The organism is Rhizobium sp. NXC24 (assembly GCF_002944315.1).
GTDB lineage: Bacteria > Pseudomonadota > Alphaproteobacteria > Rhizobiales > Rhizobiaceae > Rhizobium.
The window spans coordinates 2024727-2040403 of sequence record NZ_CP024314.1; the positions used below are offsets into that span (position 1 = coordinate 2024727).

Genomic DNA, 15677 nt, shown 5'->3' on the forward strand with positions numbered 1-15677 from the left:
GTGATGGATCAATGCGCAGAAAATCATCCGCTGAAACGACAATTCGATGAAGGGATAAAGATCTTGGACCATAAGGCAGCTTCTCGGCCCGCCGACTTCGGCCGTGATCAACCTTGATCTACGTTTTCCTTGCCACCGCTTGGACGTGCATCGTCGTCATCAAACAGAATGCGCCACGGTGCCCCCTCCAGATCATCATACTGCCCGGTCTTCAGCGACCACAGAAAGCCTCCCAGGCCGAGCGTCCCCATGAACAATGCCAGCGGGATCAGGTAGATCAGCATATTCATGATATGGAAGCTCCCGCAGGGGTGGTGAATTTGCCGGTACGCTCTGTCTGCCAATTCCAGCCATTCAGGCGCAATGCATTCGTCACGACGATCAGCGAAGACGTGGACATGGCGACAGCGGCGATAAGCGGCGTCGCATAGCCCGCGATGGCGATCGGAACAGCCAGCACATTGTAACCGATGGCAAGGGCGAAGTTCTGGCGGATCAGAGCAGCCGTACGCCGCGCGACGCAGATCGCCTCCGGAACCGCGTCGAGGCGGTCCTTCAGGAAAACGAGATCTGCCGCCTGTCGGCCAATGTCGGAGGCGGTTGCGGGAGCCATCGACACATGCGCCGCCGTAAGTGCCGGCGCATCATTGATACCGTCGCCAACCATCATGACCTTGTTGCCCGCCTCGTTTAAGCGTGCGCACTCTTCGACTTTCTGCTTCGGATCCAATTCCGCAATCCAGCGATCCATATGCAATAGCCGCGCTGTCGATTCGACGACTGCTCGCCGGTCGCCAGACAGGATCATTGTATGCAGCCCCGCAAGACTGAGCTGGCGAATGGCAGCGGCGGCTCCGGGACGAAGAGTGTCCTCAAAGTAGAAGCGCGCCAGCTCTACCCTGTTCCTCGACAGTATAACCTCGGAAAGGGACTCATTTGGTCCTTTTTCACGAAACGGGGCGGCGCAAGCGAACTGCATGTTGCCGAGCCGATAAAGCCCGTCGGCGGCCTCGGCCTCGAGGCCCGCTCCCGGAATCTCCGCGACGCTGTCGAACCGGCGGACATTGTTGCCAGCACTACGCAACAACGCCTGGGAGAGTGGATGCCGGGAATGCGCGGCAAGACCGGCCGCAATCGCCCTTTCCTCCGGCCCCGCGCCCACCATCTCGATGAGACATGGCTGGCCCATCGTCAAAGTGCCGGTCTTATCGAACACGACGGCATCGACCTCGGCGAGACGTTCCAAAGCAGAACCATCCTTGATCATAATGCCGCTGCGAAACAGTTTCCCGGCGGCGACGACCTGGACAACCGGTACGGCAAGACCAAGCGCGCACGGGCAGGTGATGATGAGCACAGCAACCGCCACCAGCATCGCATGCTTCCAATCCCCACCGATGAAACCCCAGGCAAGAAACGAAACCAGCGCAAGCAGGTGGACTGCCGGTGAGTAAAGGCTTGCAGCTCGGTCCGCGATCCTGCGATAGCGCGCCCTGCCCCCTTCGGCAGCTTCCATGAGGCTGATAATCTCGGCGAGCAGAGAGTTCTCTGCGGTCTTCGTGACGCGAATGGTCAACGAAGCCATGAGGTTCATCGAACCCGACCGAACCTCCGTGCCATTCCCGACTGCGACCGGCACGCTCTCGCCTGTGACGATGGAGAGATCGAGTTCGCTCGTGCCGGCGATCACGACGCCATCGGCGGGGACGCGCTCGCCGGCGGCGATAAAGATATGGTCGCCAATGCCTATGTCCTCTACCGAAACATATCGCCTGCTGCCGTCGGCCGTTATCAACAAGGCACCGCGGGGTGCGAGCCTCGCAAGGCCATTGACCGCGGCTCGCGCTTTCTCGCGCATGATATGGTCGAGCGCGCGACCGATCAGCAAGAAGAATAGCAGCGAAACGGAGGCATCGAACCAGGCGTGCTCTCCGTGATGGATCGTCTCCCATAATGATACGGCATAGGAGAGCGTGACAGCGAGAGAAATGGGCACGTCCATGTTGGTCCGCCCATGTTTCAAGGCATTCCATGCCGAGCGAAAAAAGAAACGGCCGCCGTAGATAAGGGCCGGCGCAGCAATCATCGCGGAAATCCAGTGAAACAGGTCTCGCGTCGCCGCATCTGCGCCGGACCAGACTGATACCGAGAGCAGCATGATATTCGCTGCGGCAAAGCCGCAGACACCAACGGCCAGGAGCAATTGATTGCGCAGGCTATCCGTCTGGGACGCGGCGGGAGTGAAAATATGCGCCCGATAGCCGGCTTCGGTGATCGCGGAAAGAATACCCGACGGATCGATGACAGCATTATCAATGCGCTCGACATAGGTGCAACTGACCCGCCGAGCAGTCAGGTTGACTCGCGCGCCCTTCACATAGGGTAAGCTGCGCAAAGACCGTTCGATGGTCGAGATGCAAGCGCCACAGTGCATATCGGGAACGCTGAGGTCCAGTTGGCGAAGCCCCTCCCCCAGCGGATGGCTGGCCAGGACGATCTCCTCGGTACTGGCGCAGCACTTGCTCATTGTCATGACGCTTTCCGCGTCCATGGTGCAGCAGGTCATTGTCCAAACTCCGCCGTGTCGATGCGCCTGGCCTCATGCATTACCGTGACACCCCCTCTGCGCGAGATGGTTTCCACGATCCAGTCGCCTCCCTCAATGCGATGTTTGGCTTCGAAATGGCCTTCGCTCGTCTTGGTCAGTGCAAGCACGAAGTCCTCTCGGTCGCCCACGGGTCTTCTGAACGTCAGCGTCACGTCGTCGACCACCGCCGGCGACCCATCCCGATTGCGAATATCGTAATGAATGACATCGCGGCGCAAGGACAGATCGCCGGAAATGCCGCTGCTAGCCATAGCGCGCATTGCGGCGGCCTTGCTGTTGAATTCCTGGCTTGCGACATAGGTATTCTCCACCACAAGGCCGCTCCAACTCGTGGACGCGAGAACCGCCATCGTCACATTCACTCCGATCACGACGGTGAAGAACGCAACAATGACGACCAGCATATGGCGGCCGGTGAAGGGACGTCCGGTGGTAACTTGGCTTCTCATTTCGGCGCTCCCGGTGCGTTGAAGGCGGCCCGGTACGTCGCCCGATCCGCGTGATTTTCGTCCTCTATGACGAACAGGAATTCCTTGATCGTCTCCGCCTTGGCCTGTTGCGTTACGAACACCTTGAGCGAGGTGGCCGCGTCCGGATCGGCATCGACAGTGAAGTGCCGGCCTTCCTCCTTCGAGAGTTCGGGGATCTTCATCGTCGCTCCTACTGCGCCCTCTAGTCGGATATCGATTTTCCTCGGCGCCGGGACCATGTTGAGGACGCGCAGCGTATAACCGTTGCGGATCGATCCATCCGACTCCAGCACATATTGCGGATTGCGATCGTGGAGCACGTTCAGCTCCAGCCGCTCCCTGAGCGCCAGATGCACGAGCATCGCCACCCCGACCGCTGCCCATACAGCGGCATAAAAAAGAACGCGCGGCCTGAAGATCACCCGCCAATTGAAATGCCGAATGCCCTCCATGAAGCTGCCGCCAGGGTTTCGCACGAGGTTCGGCTGTACGGCGACCGTGCCGCCGTTGGTCGCGAGGCTCATGTTGGCGGCATACTCGCTCAGCGTCGCATAGGAGATCAGGCCGCGCGGCTTATCGAGCTTGTCCATCACGCCGTCGCAGGCGTCGATGCATAAGGCGCAGGTGATGCACTCCATCTGCTGACCATCGCGGATGTCTATGCCCATCGGACAGACCGCCACACAGGCATTGCAATCGACGCAATCGCCGACCGGCTGGCCTGCTGCCTGAGCTTTTTTAGCATGGCGGGAGCGAGGCTCACCGCGCCAGTCATTATAGGTGACGACCAGGGAATTTTCGTCCAGCATAGCGCCCTGGATGCGGGGCCACGGACACATGTAGGTGCAGACCTGTTCCCTCATCAGCCCACCAAGAACGTAAGTGGTCGAGGTGAGAATGGCGACCGTGGCATAGGCGACCGCCGGCGCTTGGCCCTTGATTAAGGCAACGGCCAGGGATGGCGCATCCGCGAAATAGAATATCCATACGCCACCGGTGAGGACGCCGATGAGGACCCATATGCTGTGTTTGGCGACCCGCTTTGCAAGCTTGTCCGGCGTCCAGGGACCAGCATCGAGTTTCATGCGCGCGTTGCGATCACCTTCGATCGCGCGTTCCACGACAAGGAAGAGATCGACCCATACCGTCTGTGGACAGGCATAACCACACCATGCCCGTCCCACCGCCGAGGTTACCAGAAACAGGCCAAAGCCGGCCATGACCAGCAGACCGGCCACATAGAAGAACTCCTGGGGCCATATCTCGATGAAAAAGAAGAAGAAGCGACGAGAGGCCAGGTCGATGAGAATCGCTTGATCGGGCGCATATGGGCCTCGGTCCCAGCGAATCCAGGGAGAAAGATAGTAGATGCCGAGCGTGATCAGCATCACGATCCATTTGAATCGCCGGAACCGACCCTGCGCCCGCTTTGGAAACACCTTCTTTCGCGCAGCATAGAGCGGCTGACGGTTGCGCCGGGCATTGACCGCTTCGGCATCGAGCCGTTCGACATGAGCGTCCCGCGGGTCTGGAGCTGTGTAGAGGTTCATCGCTCGGCGTCCTGTTGATGATCCTCATCTCGCATTCGGCCGACCAAACGTCCTTGACGTAGGTCAAGGAACGGCCGCCCGGTCTTCGGCTCGGTCAAAAAATGAGAGCCACGCCCCGGAGGGACGTGGCTCAGAGGAACTAAGGGGGAGCCCGTAGGGAACGTCCTCTACCTTTGAATGCTAACGGCTCGCGGTATTGTGATCTTTGAGCGAAATCAAACTGGCCATGGAATTGCCGAGCTTCTCCAGGCTGTCTTCCTCCCGCGTGGAAGGGAGCGGATGTGCCCGCGCGGCAACCCGCGTATGAACGATGGCTCGGGGGTTGCCGTACAAGCGGAGAAGGGGATTTTGGTCGTGGCCAGTCATTTCATTCCTCCTATTTTCCACCGCCCAAGGAATGAACAAACACGGTCAGCTCCTTCACGGTGGTTTCGCCCAACCGGGCCGACCAAGCCGGCATCACGCCATGTTTCGGCGCGGTCACCTGGCGGATGATCGCATCCTCCCCCCGCCCCTTTAACCAGATCGCATCGGCGAGATCCGGCGCTCCCATCTCTTGCTTGCCCTTGGCATCCTCGCCGTGGCAGGCAGCGCAATTGTCGAGGAATACCTGCATTCCAGCCTTCGCCAGCGCCAGATCGGAAGGCGTGTTCGTCAGTCCCCAGACGTAGGCGGCAACCTGCCGAATTTGCGTATGATCGAGCATATCGCCGAAGGCAGGCATTTCCGACGAATGCGTCTCGGGGTCGGCATCGAAGCGGATGCCATGCGAGACGGTCTGTTGGATCGCTTCGAGGTCGCCACCCCAGAGCCAGTCGTCATCGTTCAGATTGGGAAATCCCGGAGCGCCGGTGGCACCGGAGCCATGACACGGCGCGCAGTTGACCTTGAAGGCAGAGGCGCCGCCAGCGATGGCAAACTCGCGCAGCGTCGGATCGGCATCGATTTCTCTGACGGTTTTCGCGGCGATGAGATCGTGAAACCGAGTTTGTCCGACCTTGGCCTCTTCCACTTGCTGCTGCAGTTCCGCGCGGCTCGAAAAGCCGAGCAGTCCTTTGGTGGTATCCCTGATCAGGGGTATGGAGGGATAGGCGATGGCATAGCCGATGGCCCAGAGGATCGTGACGTAGAATGTCCACACCCACCATCGCGGCATGGGATTGTTGAGTTCACGGATGCCGTCCCATTCATGGCCCGTTGTTTCGACGCCGCTGAGTTCGTCTATATGTTTGTCCGACATCTCAATCATCCTTCAGAGGTATGTCAGCGGCTTCGTTGGCGATCTTTTTGCTACCTGGCCGGAGCGTGAAGGCGATAGCCCCTACGAAAAACAAGGCCATTGCGAGGAGCCCCCAACTGTCGGCGAAGTGACGCATTGCAGTATATGTTTCCATGGAGGCACCTCAGCGATAACCGGTGGCATCGTCATAGGTCGAGAAATCGACCAGTGTTCCGAGCATCTGCAGATACGCGACGAGCGCGTCCATCTCCGTCAGCCTAGTGGGGTCGCCGTCGAAATCGCCGACCTTCGCTTTTGGATATCGCGCCAGCAGATCGGTCGTATTTGCGTTCGGATCGGCTTGCGCCCGCATGTCGGCTTCCGCATTCGCCAGCATATCTTTGCTATAGGGCACGCCGACATCCTCGTTAGCCTTGAGATCCATGCCAATATCCTTAACCGTGACGTCCCTCTCCTTGAGGAAGGCATAAGTGGGCATGATCGACTCCGGCACGACCTCGCGCGGATTGGACAGATGCTGGACGTGCCATTCGTTGGAATAGCGACCGCCGACACGCGCCAGGTCCGGTCCCGTGCGCTTCGAGCCCCACTGGAACGGATGGTCATACATGGACTCTGCGGCGAGCGAATAATGGCCGTAACGCTCCACTTCGTCCCGGAACGGGCGGATCATCTGGCTATGGCAGAGGTAGCAGCCTTCGCGGATGTAGATATTGCGCCCTGCCAGCTCGAGAGGCGTATATGGGCGCATGCCTTCCACCTTCTCGATCGTGTTCTGGAGATAGAACAGCGGCGCGATTTCGACGATGCCGCCAATGCTGACCACCAACAGCGATCCGACGAGCAGCAGGGTGGCATTTTTCTCGAGGATCTGGTGTTTCTCTAGGATAGACATCTTGCTTTACCTCACTCGGCAGCCTGGGCAATGAAAGCGCTCGGGATCGCGGCTTCGTCGCGCTGGCGCCCCCGGATGGTCATTGCGACGTTCCAGGCCATGATCACTCCCCCTGCCAGATAGAGAGCACCGCCGACGGCGCGCAGGAGGTAGTAGGGGAACATCGCAGCCACGGTCTCTGCGAAGGAATAGACGAGGAAGCCCTGGCTATTGTATTCGCGCCACATCAGGCCTTGTTGGATGCCGGCGACCCACAGCACCGCCGCGTAGATAACGATGCCCAGCGTGGCGAGCCAGAAATGCCAGTTGACCATGCGGAGGCTGTAAAGCCGCTCACGTCCCCAGAGCTTTGGCGTCAGGTAGTAGATGGCGCCGAACGTGATCATGCCGACCCAGCCGAGCGCGCCGGAATGAACGTGACCGATGGTCCATTCGGTATAGTGACTGAGCGAGTTGACCGTCTTGACCGACATCATCGGGCCTTCGAAGGTCGACATGCCGTAGAAGGCGATCGCGACGATCATCATGCGGATGATCGGGTCGGTGCGGATCTTGTCCCAGGCTCCCGAAAGCGTCATCAGACCGTTGATCATGCCGCCCCAGGAAGGCATCCACAGCATCACCGAGAAGACCATGCCCAGCGTCTGCGCCCAGTCGGGCAATGCCGTGTAATGCAGGTGATGTGGACCAGCCCAGATGTACATGAAGATCAGCGCCCAGAAATGGATGATCGACAGGCGGTAGGAATAAACCGGGCGGTTCGCTTGCTTCGGCACGAAATAGTACATCATGCCAAGGAAGCCTGCCGTCAGGAAAAAGCCGACGGCGTTATGGCCGTACCACCATTGCGTCAGAGCATCCTGCACGCCTGAAAATAGGGAATAGCTCTTCGAGCCAAGGAAAGAGACCGGCATCGCCAGATTGTTGACGACGTGCAGCATGGCGATGGTGACGATGAAGCCCAGATAGAACCAGTTCGCCACATAGATGTGCGGCTCCTTGCGCTTCAGGATCGTCCCCAAAAAGGTGACAAGATAGGCGACCCAGACAATGGTGAGCCAGATGTCGACATACCATTCGGGCTCGGCATATTCGCGGGCCTGTGTGATCCCGAGAACATAGCCGGTCGCGGCCATGACGATGAAGAGTTGATATCCCCAGAACACGAACCAACCGAGATTGCCGCCGAAGAGCCGGGCTCGGCAGGTGCGCTGGACGACGTAGAAGGAGGTCATTATCAACCCATTGCCGCCGAAGGCGAAGATGACGGCAGAGGTGTGCACCGGGCGCAGACGACCGAAGTTCAGGTATGGCGAAAAGTTCAGATCCGGGTAGGCAAGCTGGAGAGCGATGACCACGCCCACCAGAAAACCAACAACGCCCCAGAAGACGGTGGCGATAAGCCCATATCGAATGACTTCGTCGAAATAGGGCGTTGGCTCGCTTCTGATACGAGACGCCTCCGGCGAAAAGTCGACGCGGCGAACCAGCAGGATCGTACCGGCCAGAAGACAGAAGAATAACACCCACATATGGGCGGCAAAAAGCTGATCATGAGCGGCGCCGGCACCCACCAATGCCAGAAAAGCGCCGACCGCGACCAGCATGGTTTCAGCGGTGTAATTCATGTCGTCGTCCCCAGAGCGCAGATGACCGCACTTAGGAAGGTCATCTTTCTCGCACTTTGAGCGACAGGTCCCACGTGCGCGGCGACCGATCCTTGATCTAGGTCAACAAACACCGCGGATTCCTCATTGCCGGGCGCGTTGTTGCAAAAACACCGCTCGGCAAGACCACTCCCTGCCATTCAGAGAATGCTCGCGACAATTTGATCAACCTCAAAGAAGGGCCGCCCCGCCAGCCCATAAAACCGAACCGACGGCTAATGAGGCTCTCGGTAAAGGAGATATGGAATGCGTTTCAAAATCGGTCTGATCGTCGCAGCGGTGGCGCTAGCCACTTCGTCGGTGCCACTCTTGGCGGCGGACCACCAAATTCAAATGCTCAACAAAGGTGCTGATGGTGCCATGGTGTTCGAGCCGGGCTTTGTGAAAATCGCGCCCGGCGACACCATCACCTTCATTCCCACCGACAAGAGTCACAATGTCGAAACATTCAAGGGCCTGATCCCAGACGGCGCCGCCGAATTCAAATCCAAGGCGAGCGAGGAATATCAGGCAAAATTCGACATTCCAGGCTTCTATGTGGTGAAATGCACGCCTCATGCCGGCATGGGCATGGTGGCGCTCGTTCAGGTCGGCGATAACCCGACCAATCTTGACGTCATCAAGACCGCGAAGGTTCCGAACCTGGTGCGCAAGCGCCTCGATGCCGACCTGGGGCAAATCACCCAATAGCGCTCGGCTGGTGCAAACTCGCAAACGAAAGCGGCCGAATTCGGCCGCTTTTCGTTTGTTTGGCGTTACTTGATAGCCATGGTCAGACGCAGGCTCTCCCTTGTTCCTCAAGCAGCCTTGCTATGCGTGCGTCCAGATGCGCCGAGATAAGCGTCGAAGGCCGCGGCAACAGCCCTGACCATGAATCGCGACTCCTGGCAAACCGTAACTTTGCCGCCATCAATGGTGACAACGCCGTCCGCCGCAAGTTCCAGCAGTCTCTCATTGCCATCCAACAGAAGAGCGGCATCGAAGCCCGACCCCTCCGCAACGCGGACCAAATCAACGGCAAAATCGCACATGAGCCGTTCGATTACGCGCGCGCGCAGCCTGTCCTCGTCGGTTAGCCGATAGCCTTTGACCGTTGCCAGAACACCCGCACTGATGCGATCGGCATAGCTGCCAATAGGAACCTGGTTCTGGACATATCCCATCGGCAATTTTCCGATGGCGGACGCCCCGAGGCCTATCAACGTATCGCAGGTATCGGTGGTGTAGCCTTGGAAATTTCTCCGCATGCTGCCTTGCGATGCGGCAATCGAAAGATCGTCATCCGGCAGCGCAAAGTGATCAAGCCCGATGCGGACATAGCCTGCCGCCACGAGTTCCGATGCGATTGCTTCCGCCTGGGCATTTCTTTCTTCGGCGCGGGGAAGCGCTGCGTCATCGATCAGCCGCTGATGCTTCTTAAAGGCTGGAACATGAGCATAGCCGAACACCGCGAAACGTTCTGGCCGCATCCGGATCGCCGTCCGGACGGTTTCGACGCAGGATTTGACCGTCTGATGCGGTAGTCCATAGATCAGGTCGAAATTGATACTGCCGACCCCCGCGCCCCGCAACAAAAGGACCGCCTCCTCTGTTTGTTCCGGGGTTTGCCTGCGATTGATAGCCGCCTGCACAACGGGATCGAAGCTTTGGACACCGAGGCTGGCACGGTCGACACCACTCTCGCCCAACGCCTCCACCATCGCCGCCGAAAGCGTCCGAGGATCGATCTCGAGCGCAACGCTGCTATCATCCCGGAAATCAAACACGCTTCTGAGTTTCTTCATGAGGGCCCGGAACTCGTCCGGCTTCATAATTGTCGGCGTCCCACCACCAAAATGCACGTTCTTGACCTGCGTCGGATGACGCGCGGCAAAGCCAACAAGCTCTATCTCCTGGTCCATCACGTCGAGATAATCGACGATGGGACGATCCTGCCTCGTGATGGTCGTATGACAGCCGCAATACCAGCACATCGCGCGGCAGAATGGCACATGCAAATAGAGCGAAACAGGATCGTCCTCGGCAAGCTTTGCCAATGCTTCCGCATATGCATCAGGCCCGACCGTTGAGGAGAAAGCAGGCGCTGTCGGATAGCTTGTGTAGCGGGGCAATCGCGCCTCACCATATTTCGCGACCAGACGATTGAACATGAATAATGCCCTCATTGAATCCTTGAGAGGTTCTGGCGGCGGCAAACGGTCTTGTCCTTGTCCTATGTCAATGACGGAGCGCGCGACCATCCAGAGAAACGGGGGAATTATTTGCTCCTAGTCAAAGTGTTCTGAACGCACCGGCTTTAAGTTCCGAGCATCTGGTGGCCAAGGCTGCAGTCATCCCAGGACCTCGAAGTCACGCAGCCGAAGGATTGATTCCATGAATGAAGGAGCAATTGAGTTCGCAGAAACGCCTGCCGGTGACGTGCGCATCCTCACATCCGGTGAAGGACATGCACGCATTTTCCGTGTCCTTCGAAGCCTTCCCCCCGGCGGCTTGCTGCGTATTAAGAGCGATCACGATCCTCGCCCGCTCCACTATCAGCTTGAGGCGGGCTACCCTGGAAAGTTCGCTTGGGAGTATCTCGAACAGGGCCCGAAAAATTGGCGTATTGAGATATCACGCCTGGATACCGGATGCGATTGCTGCTGCGGTGAGCATTGAAGGCGGGCGTCTGCGATGCTGGTCCCCGGTGCAACTCTGTCTCGATGGACGATGTCGTATTTCGCCGCTGCGCTCCTGTGTTTACTGCTGGCGCAAATGATGCTTGCAGCGGGCTGGTGGCAGCCGTCCGTCGATATTGGCGAGCCCCGGGTGCTCATCATCGTCCATTTCGTGACCATCGGTTGGTTCGGTCTTTTGATGATCGGAGCTTTGCTGCAGTTTTCACCGGTTCTCACAGGATTTTGCCTGCCGACCGAAAGATTGAACCTCGTATGCCTCTTGGCGCTGATTATCGGCTTAGCAACCCTTTCTTTCGGCTTTGAAGCGATAGAACGCGAATGGCCGTTCGCGGGGACATTGATGGTGGCCGCCGTGTCCATGCTGGCGAGCGCGTTCCTCGCCATCGCCATGGTACTGTTCATAGGACTCTGGCGGGGCCGAAGCGTTCATACGGCATCCCCGTTTGTCATGATGGCGATTGTCTGTCTCGCCGCGACCGTTACGCTGGGCGCGATCTTCGCGCTGGTGATCTCCGGCGCGACGCAGACCCGCTACTTGGTCGAATTGGTTCTGGATGCGGTTCCGCTGCATATGAGCTTCGGCCTGGCAGGTTGGATGACTTTCGCCGCTATCGGAGTGAGCTACAAGCTTCTTCCGATGTTCCTGCTGTCGCCCGATACTGGAAAATCCGGCCTCGTGCGAAACAGCGGCGCATCGGCCCTCGCCATCCTCTGCCTTGCCCTGGTCCTTTCGACCGCAGGCTCCGGGTTGGTTCAGCCGCTTATGCTCGCAGCCGCGATCACCTTCGCCATAACCCTTACGGCATATCTCGTCGACGTGACTGCAATGTACCGGCGCCGGCGACGCAAAATTCCGGAACTGAACACACTGGGGTCGATTCCGGCATTTGCGCTATTGGCCGCATCGGCTCTGGCCTTCGTCGTCTCGATCCCGCTTGGCCTCGGCCCAAACGTGCGTATCGCGCTGATCTACGTTTTTGCGTTCGGTTGGCTGACAGGGCTCGGTCTGGCGCAATTGCTCAAGATCGTCCCCTTCCTGACTTGGATCGAAGCCTTCGGGCCGCTGCTCGGCCGTCGGCCGACACCGCGCTTGAGCGAGCTGGTCAGAGAACGCCACGCGGCTGTCTGGCTCGCCCTCTTCTATCTCGGAGTGATCCTGGCTGGAGTCGCGATCGCAGGAAAGTCCAATAGCGGCTTCCGTGCCGCGGCTGCCTTGCAGGCTTTCTGCACAGCAGCCCTGGCGTTTGAGCTGTTCCGTACGCGTGCCCTCTTGAATATCGATGGCTCCGCAAAGACTGCACCCTTTCGTCAACCAGCGTTTTTGGTCGCAAAACAAATCCAGAGAGGTAACGCGAATGATGCCGCTTCGTGAACTCGATGTCCGCCAAATCCTGAGGGAAGGAGGGTTGCCGTTCCAGCTCATAATGGACACCATCGCATCGCTTGAGCCGGACGAAGGCCTTCGTCTGCTCGCAATTTTCGAGCCGCTGCCCCTCATCAGACAGCTCAAGCAGCGAGGCTACATCCACACGAGCAGACAGATTGATGACGACGATTGGGAAATCGTTTTCACTCCGGAAACGGCATCGTCCAGCGAAACGCAAGCGGACGCATCGCCGTCCTCGGCCGATATCTGGCCGGACCCGGTCTGGAACATGGATCTTACCGATCTCACGCCGCCGGAGCCGATGGAGCGGATACTCGCACGGCTAGAGACGATGAAGGCGGGCGAGGTGCTATTTGCGCTTCTCAGCCGTGAGCCGGTTTTTCTCTTCAACGAATTGAAATTGCGCGGCCATGAATGGGTTGGGAATTTCGATTCGACCGGAAGCGTTTTTCGCATCATGATCCGCTTCAATCCTTCGGAGGCGGCCGCATGAGCCAGGCGGGAACGATCACCATTCCGGCTGTTGTGCAGTGCCTTCGCGGCATAGAAGATCCGGAGATCGGCATCGACATCGTCGAGTTGGGATTGATATACCTCATCGAGATCCTGCCGATTGGCACCGTGCGGATCGTCATGACGACGACGACAAAGGCCTGCCCCGCCTCCGCCTTCATCATCGACGCCGTGAGGGAGCGACTGCAGGCGATCGAAAGCATCGGCAAAGTGGAGATAGACCTTGTCCACGAACCGCCATGGTCGCCTGACATGATCGGCAAAGCAGTCATCGACCGCTTACCGGCATCAAGCTGCGCGGAAATCTGAACGGGCATTTTTGTCGCGAGGAACAGTGCCGGCGACCGGGTTCGTGAACTTGATCGCCTTCGCCAGACTGGAGCCGGGCGCTTGGCCCGGCTCGCCTTTTTCACCGGAGGGGTTTTCTTTCCTTGCAAAGAAACGGGGCATGTTCGACCGCGAACAGCCCGAATGCAGCGGTCCATCCCGCCGCCGCAAGCATCAATATTACGTCGGTATAGGGCGGCATCAATTCCGCGAGCGGCCGCACGACCGCAACCGTCACAAGGATTGCGTAGGACACGGTGGTGGTCAAACTGGCCTTCAGCTTCCTTCCGGTGTGGCCGCGACTGGCACGGGTCATAACCGCCAGCATCATGAGGCTGACGATGCCGATCGCCAGGATATGGAGAATCGCGATCTGCTCCAGGCCTACGGCACCAGCGGCAATTGCGGCAAACCCAATCGGAACGAACAGATAAGCAATATGCAGGACCACAAGGATTGGATCGCGCCACGTCGTCCATCCCCGCCAGCGCGCGAGGCGTACCGTATTCAGGATTGCCGTACTGGCAGCGAGCAGGCCCGTCGCCACCGTCGTCGGTGCGAGCGTCCAAGACACCAAGGCCAGCATGCCTGCGGCGATCGAGATCGCATCGAAGCGATCGTAGGGCGCGGGAAAATCCGTGCGGCCGAACCGGTTCAGCCAGTTGCGCGTGAAGCTCGGAAGAATGCGCCCGCCAATGATCGTCACTAGCAAAACATAGGCAGCTAGGCCAAACCGAATGGCAATGTCAGGTGTGACGCCCTTCAAGACTTGAAGGTGAAAGCAAATGTTGGCGACGGAAAGAGCCGCCAGGCCTGCGATAACCTTCAGATCTTTCCATTTCCTGCCGGCTATGACCTCCCGCGCGCAAAGCATGAGCAGGACCGGCAAGAATATGCTGTCGGCAGACACGGCGGGAATTGCGCCAATCCAGTCGATAAGCAGCAACGCTGCGCGGCCCGCGAGCCATATTGCGAACAAAGCCATGAGCGGCCGGCCCGAAATGGGTAAGCGGCCGGTCCAGTTCGGGATCGCAGTGAGGAGGAAGCCTGCGAGAATTGCAGACGCGAAGCCGAAGAGCATTTCGTGCGCATGCCAGTAGATTGCTCCATATGCTTCGGCGATAGGCAGGCCCCTCGAAAGAAACAGGACCCACAAATCGATGCTGATGATCGCCCAGACGGCCGCCGCAAGAAAGAACGGGCGGAAACCATAGGAAAAGAGAACGGGCCGCGAGCGCGACAATCCGCGAACAATATGTTCCCCGGATGTTGCGTGAGGATGCTGTTGCATAAGCGATATCTCCGAATTGGCCATTCAGCCATAAGGGAGCTCACAGCGACCGTCGTTGCGAATACGCAAGGATCGTGTCCCAGGACTTTGGCTGTCCCAATGCTGAATTTGCGCCATGTCAAAGAGGATCGGCACGGATCTTTTATTGTATCGTCGGCGGCCGGGGGCCGTCGACGTCAAGGGATCAAGCATGACGAATAATCCGGCCAACCGCCTCTCCTACTCGTCCGCCAACCCGAGCCCGATGAATGCATGCGGGACTGGATGTTCTCGCTTTGCGGCCTGCTTCATTATGCATCCGGAGCCGCCGATAACAGAGGCCCATTCCTTTTGAAAATCGACCCGACAGTACTGAAGTCTCTACCCTTGTTCGATCGGATGTTGGACAGCGACCTGAACGCAATGCTGGAGCATGCCGTTTCGCGTCGCGTCATGCCGGGCGACGCTGTATTTGAACAAGGCGCCCCGGCCAAGTCGTTCTTTCTCCTTCTCCATGGGCGGCTCAAAGTGACCCAGGTCACTCCCGACGGCCAGCAGATTATCGTTCGGATGGTCCATCCGGGCGATTTGTTCGGTTTTGCGATGGCGCTCCAGCGCGCCGACTATCCCGGCACCGCCATAGCGGCGGCCGAAAGCCTCACTCTGGCGTGGCCCACGGAGATGTGGTCACGGTTCGTGGAGCAGAATCCCCGTCTCGCCGTTACCGCGATGCAGACCATCGGGCAGCGGCTGGAGGAAGCTCACACCCGTATCCGGGAAATGTCGACGGAAGAAGTCGAGAGGCGCGTTGCGCATGCGGTCCTGAGACTATCAAGGCAGGCAGGCAAGCAGGTGGACACGGGTATCCGAATCGATTTTCCAATCTCGCGCCAGGACATTGCGGAAATGACCGGCACCACATTGCACACGGTCTCTAGAATCTTGAGCGCATGGGAGGCGAGAGGCATCGTGGAAGGCGGCCGACAGAAGTTGACGATCTGCGATCCCCAAAAGTTGCTCAATCTTGCCGATCGGGCGCGCAGTTGAACCGCGATTGAACGCCAGTTTCTGG

17 protein-coding genes are annotated in these 15677 nt (G+C 58.7%); 6 read left to right on the forward strand and 11 right to left on the reverse strand.

The features are described 5' to 3' along the window. Positions 1–107: 107 nt before the first annotated feature. The 9 genes from ccoS to ccoN form a co-directional block, all read right to left on the reverse strand. A complete protein-coding gene (gene ccoS / locus NXC24_RS33390) occupies positions 108–290 on the reverse strand; it encodes a cbb3-type cytochrome oxidase assembly protein CcoS (protein WP_104827533.1) in 183 nt (60 codons plus the stop codon). Beyond that, positions 287–2566: a cation-translocating P-type ATPase gene (locus NXC24_RS33395; protein ID WP_104827534.1), complete on the reverse strand. Its 2280-nt coding sequence runs from the start codon at positions 2564–2566 to the stop codon at positions 287–289. Before NXC24_RS33395 ends, ccoS begins: the two co-directional genes overlap by 4 nt. Continuing rightward, positions 2563–3057 (reverse strand): FixH family protein, encoded by a 495-nt coding sequence (locus NXC24_RS33400; protein WP_104827535.1) that lies wholly within the window; start codon positions 3055–3057, stop codon positions 2563–2565. Before NXC24_RS33400 ends, NXC24_RS33395 begins: the two co-directional genes overlap by 4 nt. After that, on the reverse strand, positions 3054–4628 hold the full coding sequence (gene ccoG / locus NXC24_RS33405) for a cytochrome c oxidase accessory protein CcoG (protein WP_104827536.1): 1575 nt from the start codon (positions 4626–4628) through the stop codon (positions 3054–3056). The genes NXC24_RS33400 and ccoG overlap by 4 nt, the downstream gene beginning before the upstream one ends. A 180-nt stretch (positions 4629–4808) precedes the next feature. Beyond that, complete coding sequence (locus tag NXC24_RS33410) at positions 4809–4994, reverse strand: hypothetical protein (RefSeq protein WP_104827537.1); 186 nt, start codon at positions 4992–4994, stop codon at positions 4809–4811. Positions 4995–5004: 10 nt separating this feature from the next. Then, a complete protein-coding gene (gene ccoP / locus NXC24_RS33415; RefSeq protein WP_104827538.1) occupies positions 5005–5868 on the reverse strand; it encodes a cytochrome-c oxidase, cbb3-type subunit III in 864 nt (287 codons plus the stop codon). 1 nt (position 5869) lies between these two features. Then, entirely contained in the window at positions 5870–6022 is a 153-nt protein-coding gene (locus NXC24_RS33420) for a cbb3-type cytochrome c oxidase subunit 3 (RefSeq protein ID WP_104827539.1), read from the reverse strand. Between the two features lie 9 nt (positions 6023–6031). Further along, positions 6032–6763, reverse strand: coding sequence for a cytochrome-c oxidase, cbb3-type subunit II (gene ccoO, locus NXC24_RS33425; protein WP_104827540.1), 732 nt, complete (start codon positions 6761–6763; stop codon positions 6032–6034). An 11-nt stretch (positions 6764–6774) separates the two neighbouring features. After that, a complete protein-coding gene (ccoN, locus tag NXC24_RS33430; protein WP_104827541.1) occupies positions 6775–8391 on the reverse strand; it encodes a cytochrome-c oxidase, cbb3-type subunit I in 1617 nt (538 codons plus the stop codon). A gap of 285 nt (positions 8392–8676) precedes the next feature. Between ccoN and NXC24_RS33435 the strand changes: the two genes are divergently transcribed. After that, complete coding sequence (locus NXC24_RS33435; protein WP_104827542.1) at positions 8677–9120, forward strand: pseudoazurin; 444 nt, start codon at positions 8677–8679, stop codon at positions 9118–9120. Positions 9121–9227: 107 nt separating this feature from the next. Here the strand turns inward: NXC24_RS33435 and hemN are convergent, their stop codons facing one another. After that, a complete protein-coding gene (hemN, locus tag NXC24_RS33440) occupies positions 9228–10580 on the reverse strand; it encodes an oxygen-independent coproporphyrinogen III oxidase (protein ID WP_104827543.1) in 1353 nt (450 codons plus the stop codon). A gap of 223 nt (positions 10581–10803) precedes the next feature. Between hemN and NXC24_RS33445 the strand changes: the two genes are divergently transcribed. Genes NXC24_RS33445 through NXC24_RS33460 form a run of 4 tightly spaced genes read left to right on the forward strand, consistent with a single transcriptional unit; the run spans position 10804 to position 13317 of the window. Then, the gene (locus tag NXC24_RS33445; RefSeq protein ID WP_104827544.1) at positions 10804–11088 is read left to right on the forward strand and encodes a DUF2249 domain-containing protein; all 285 of its coding nucleotides are present in this window, start codon (positions 10804–10806) and stop codon (positions 11086–11088) included. Positions 11089–11139: 51 nt separating this feature from the next. Next, positions 11140–12480, forward strand: a complete 1341-nt coding sequence (locus tag NXC24_RS33450; RefSeq protein ID WP_245464121.1) for a hypothetical protein — start codon at positions 11140–11142, stop codon at positions 12478–12480. Beyond that, the gene (locus NXC24_RS33455; RefSeq protein ID WP_104827546.1) at positions 12464–12988 is read left to right on the forward strand and encodes a DUF2249 domain-containing protein; all 525 of its coding nucleotides are present in this window, start codon (positions 12464–12466) and stop codon (positions 12986–12988) included. The genes NXC24_RS33450 and NXC24_RS33455 overlap by 17 nt, the downstream gene beginning before the upstream one ends. Further along, positions 12985–13317, forward strand: a complete 333-nt coding sequence (locus NXC24_RS33460; RefSeq protein WP_104827547.1) for a metal-sulfur cluster assembly factor — start codon at positions 12985–12987, stop codon at positions 13315–13317. Before NXC24_RS33455 ends, NXC24_RS33460 begins: the two co-directional genes overlap by 4 nt. Before the next feature lie 100 nt (positions 13318–13417). Here the strand turns inward: NXC24_RS33460 and NXC24_RS33465 are convergent, their stop codons facing one another. Then, complete coding sequence (locus tag NXC24_RS33465; RefSeq protein WP_104827548.1) at positions 13418–14626, reverse strand: NnrS family protein; 1209 nt, start codon at positions 14624–14626, stop codon at positions 13418–13420. Between the two features lie 330 nt (positions 14627–14956). Between NXC24_RS33465 and NXC24_RS33470 the strand changes: the two genes are divergently transcribed. Further along, positions 14957–15652 carry a Crp/Fnr family transcriptional regulator gene (locus NXC24_RS33470; RefSeq protein WP_199773632.1) on the forward strand — a complete coding sequence of 232 codons (696 nt, stop codon included), beginning with the start codon at positions 14957–14959 and terminating at the stop codon, positions 15650–15652. The last annotated feature ends 25 nt before the right edge of the window (positions 15653–15677 follow it).

Coding starts and splice junctions, on each gene's coding strand:
- ccoS (WP_104827533.1), bottom strand. CDS start 290: ATGAATATGCTGATCTACCTGATCCCGCTGGCATTGTTCATGGGGACG.
- NXC24_RS33395 (WP_104827534.1), bottom strand. CDS start 2,566: ATGACCTGCTGCACCATGGACGCGGAAAGCGTCATGACAATGAGCAAG.
- NXC24_RS33400 (WP_104827535.1), bottom strand. CDS start 3,057: ATGAGAAGCCAAGTTACCACCGGACGTCCCTTCACCGGCCGCCATATG.
- ccoG (WP_104827536.1), bottom strand. CDS start 4,628: ATGAACCTCTACACAGCTCCAGACCCGCGGGACGCTCATGTCGAACGG.
- NXC24_RS33410 (WP_104827537.1), bottom strand. CDS start 4,994: ATGACTGGCCACGACCAAAATCCCCTTCTCCGCTTGTACGGCAACCCC.
- ccoP (WP_104827538.1), bottom strand. CDS start 5,868: ATGTCGGACAAACATATAGACGAACTCAGCGGCGTCGAAACAACGGGC.
- NXC24_RS33420 (WP_104827539.1), bottom strand. CDS start 6,022: ATGGAAACATATACTGCAATGCGTCACTTCGCCGACAGTTGGGGGCTC.
- ccoO (WP_104827540.1), bottom strand. CDS start 6,763: ATGTCTATCCTAGAGAAACACCAGATCCTCGAGAAAAATGCCACCCTG.
- ccoN (WP_104827541.1), bottom strand. CDS start 8,391: ATGAATTACACCGCTGAAACCATGCTGGTCGCGGTCGGCGCTTTTCTG.
- NXC24_RS33435 (WP_104827542.1), top strand. CDS start 8,677: ATGCGTTTCAAAATCGGTCTGATCGTCGCAGCGGTGGCGCTAGCCACT.
- hemN (WP_104827543.1), bottom strand. CDS start 10,580: ATGTTCAATCGTCTGGTCGCGAAATATGGTGAGGCGCGATTGCCCCGC.
- NXC24_RS33445 (WP_104827544.1), top strand. CDS start 10,804: ATGAATGAAGGAGCAATTGAGTTCGCAGAAACGCCTGCCGGTGACGTG.
- NXC24_RS33450 (WP_245464121.1), top strand. CDS start 11,140: ATGTCGTATTTCGCCGCTGCGCTCCTGTGTTTACTGCTGGCGCAAATG.
- NXC24_RS33455 (WP_104827546.1), top strand. CDS start 12,464: ATGATGCCGCTTCGTGAACTCGATGTCCGCCAAATCCTGAGGGAAGGA.
- NXC24_RS33460 (WP_104827547.1), top strand. CDS start 12,985: ATGAGCCAGGCGGGAACGATCACCATTCCGGCTGTTGTGCAGTGCCTT.
- NXC24_RS33465 (WP_104827548.1), bottom strand. CDS start 14,626: ATGCAACAGCATCCTCACGCAACATCCGGGGAACATATTGTTCGCGGA.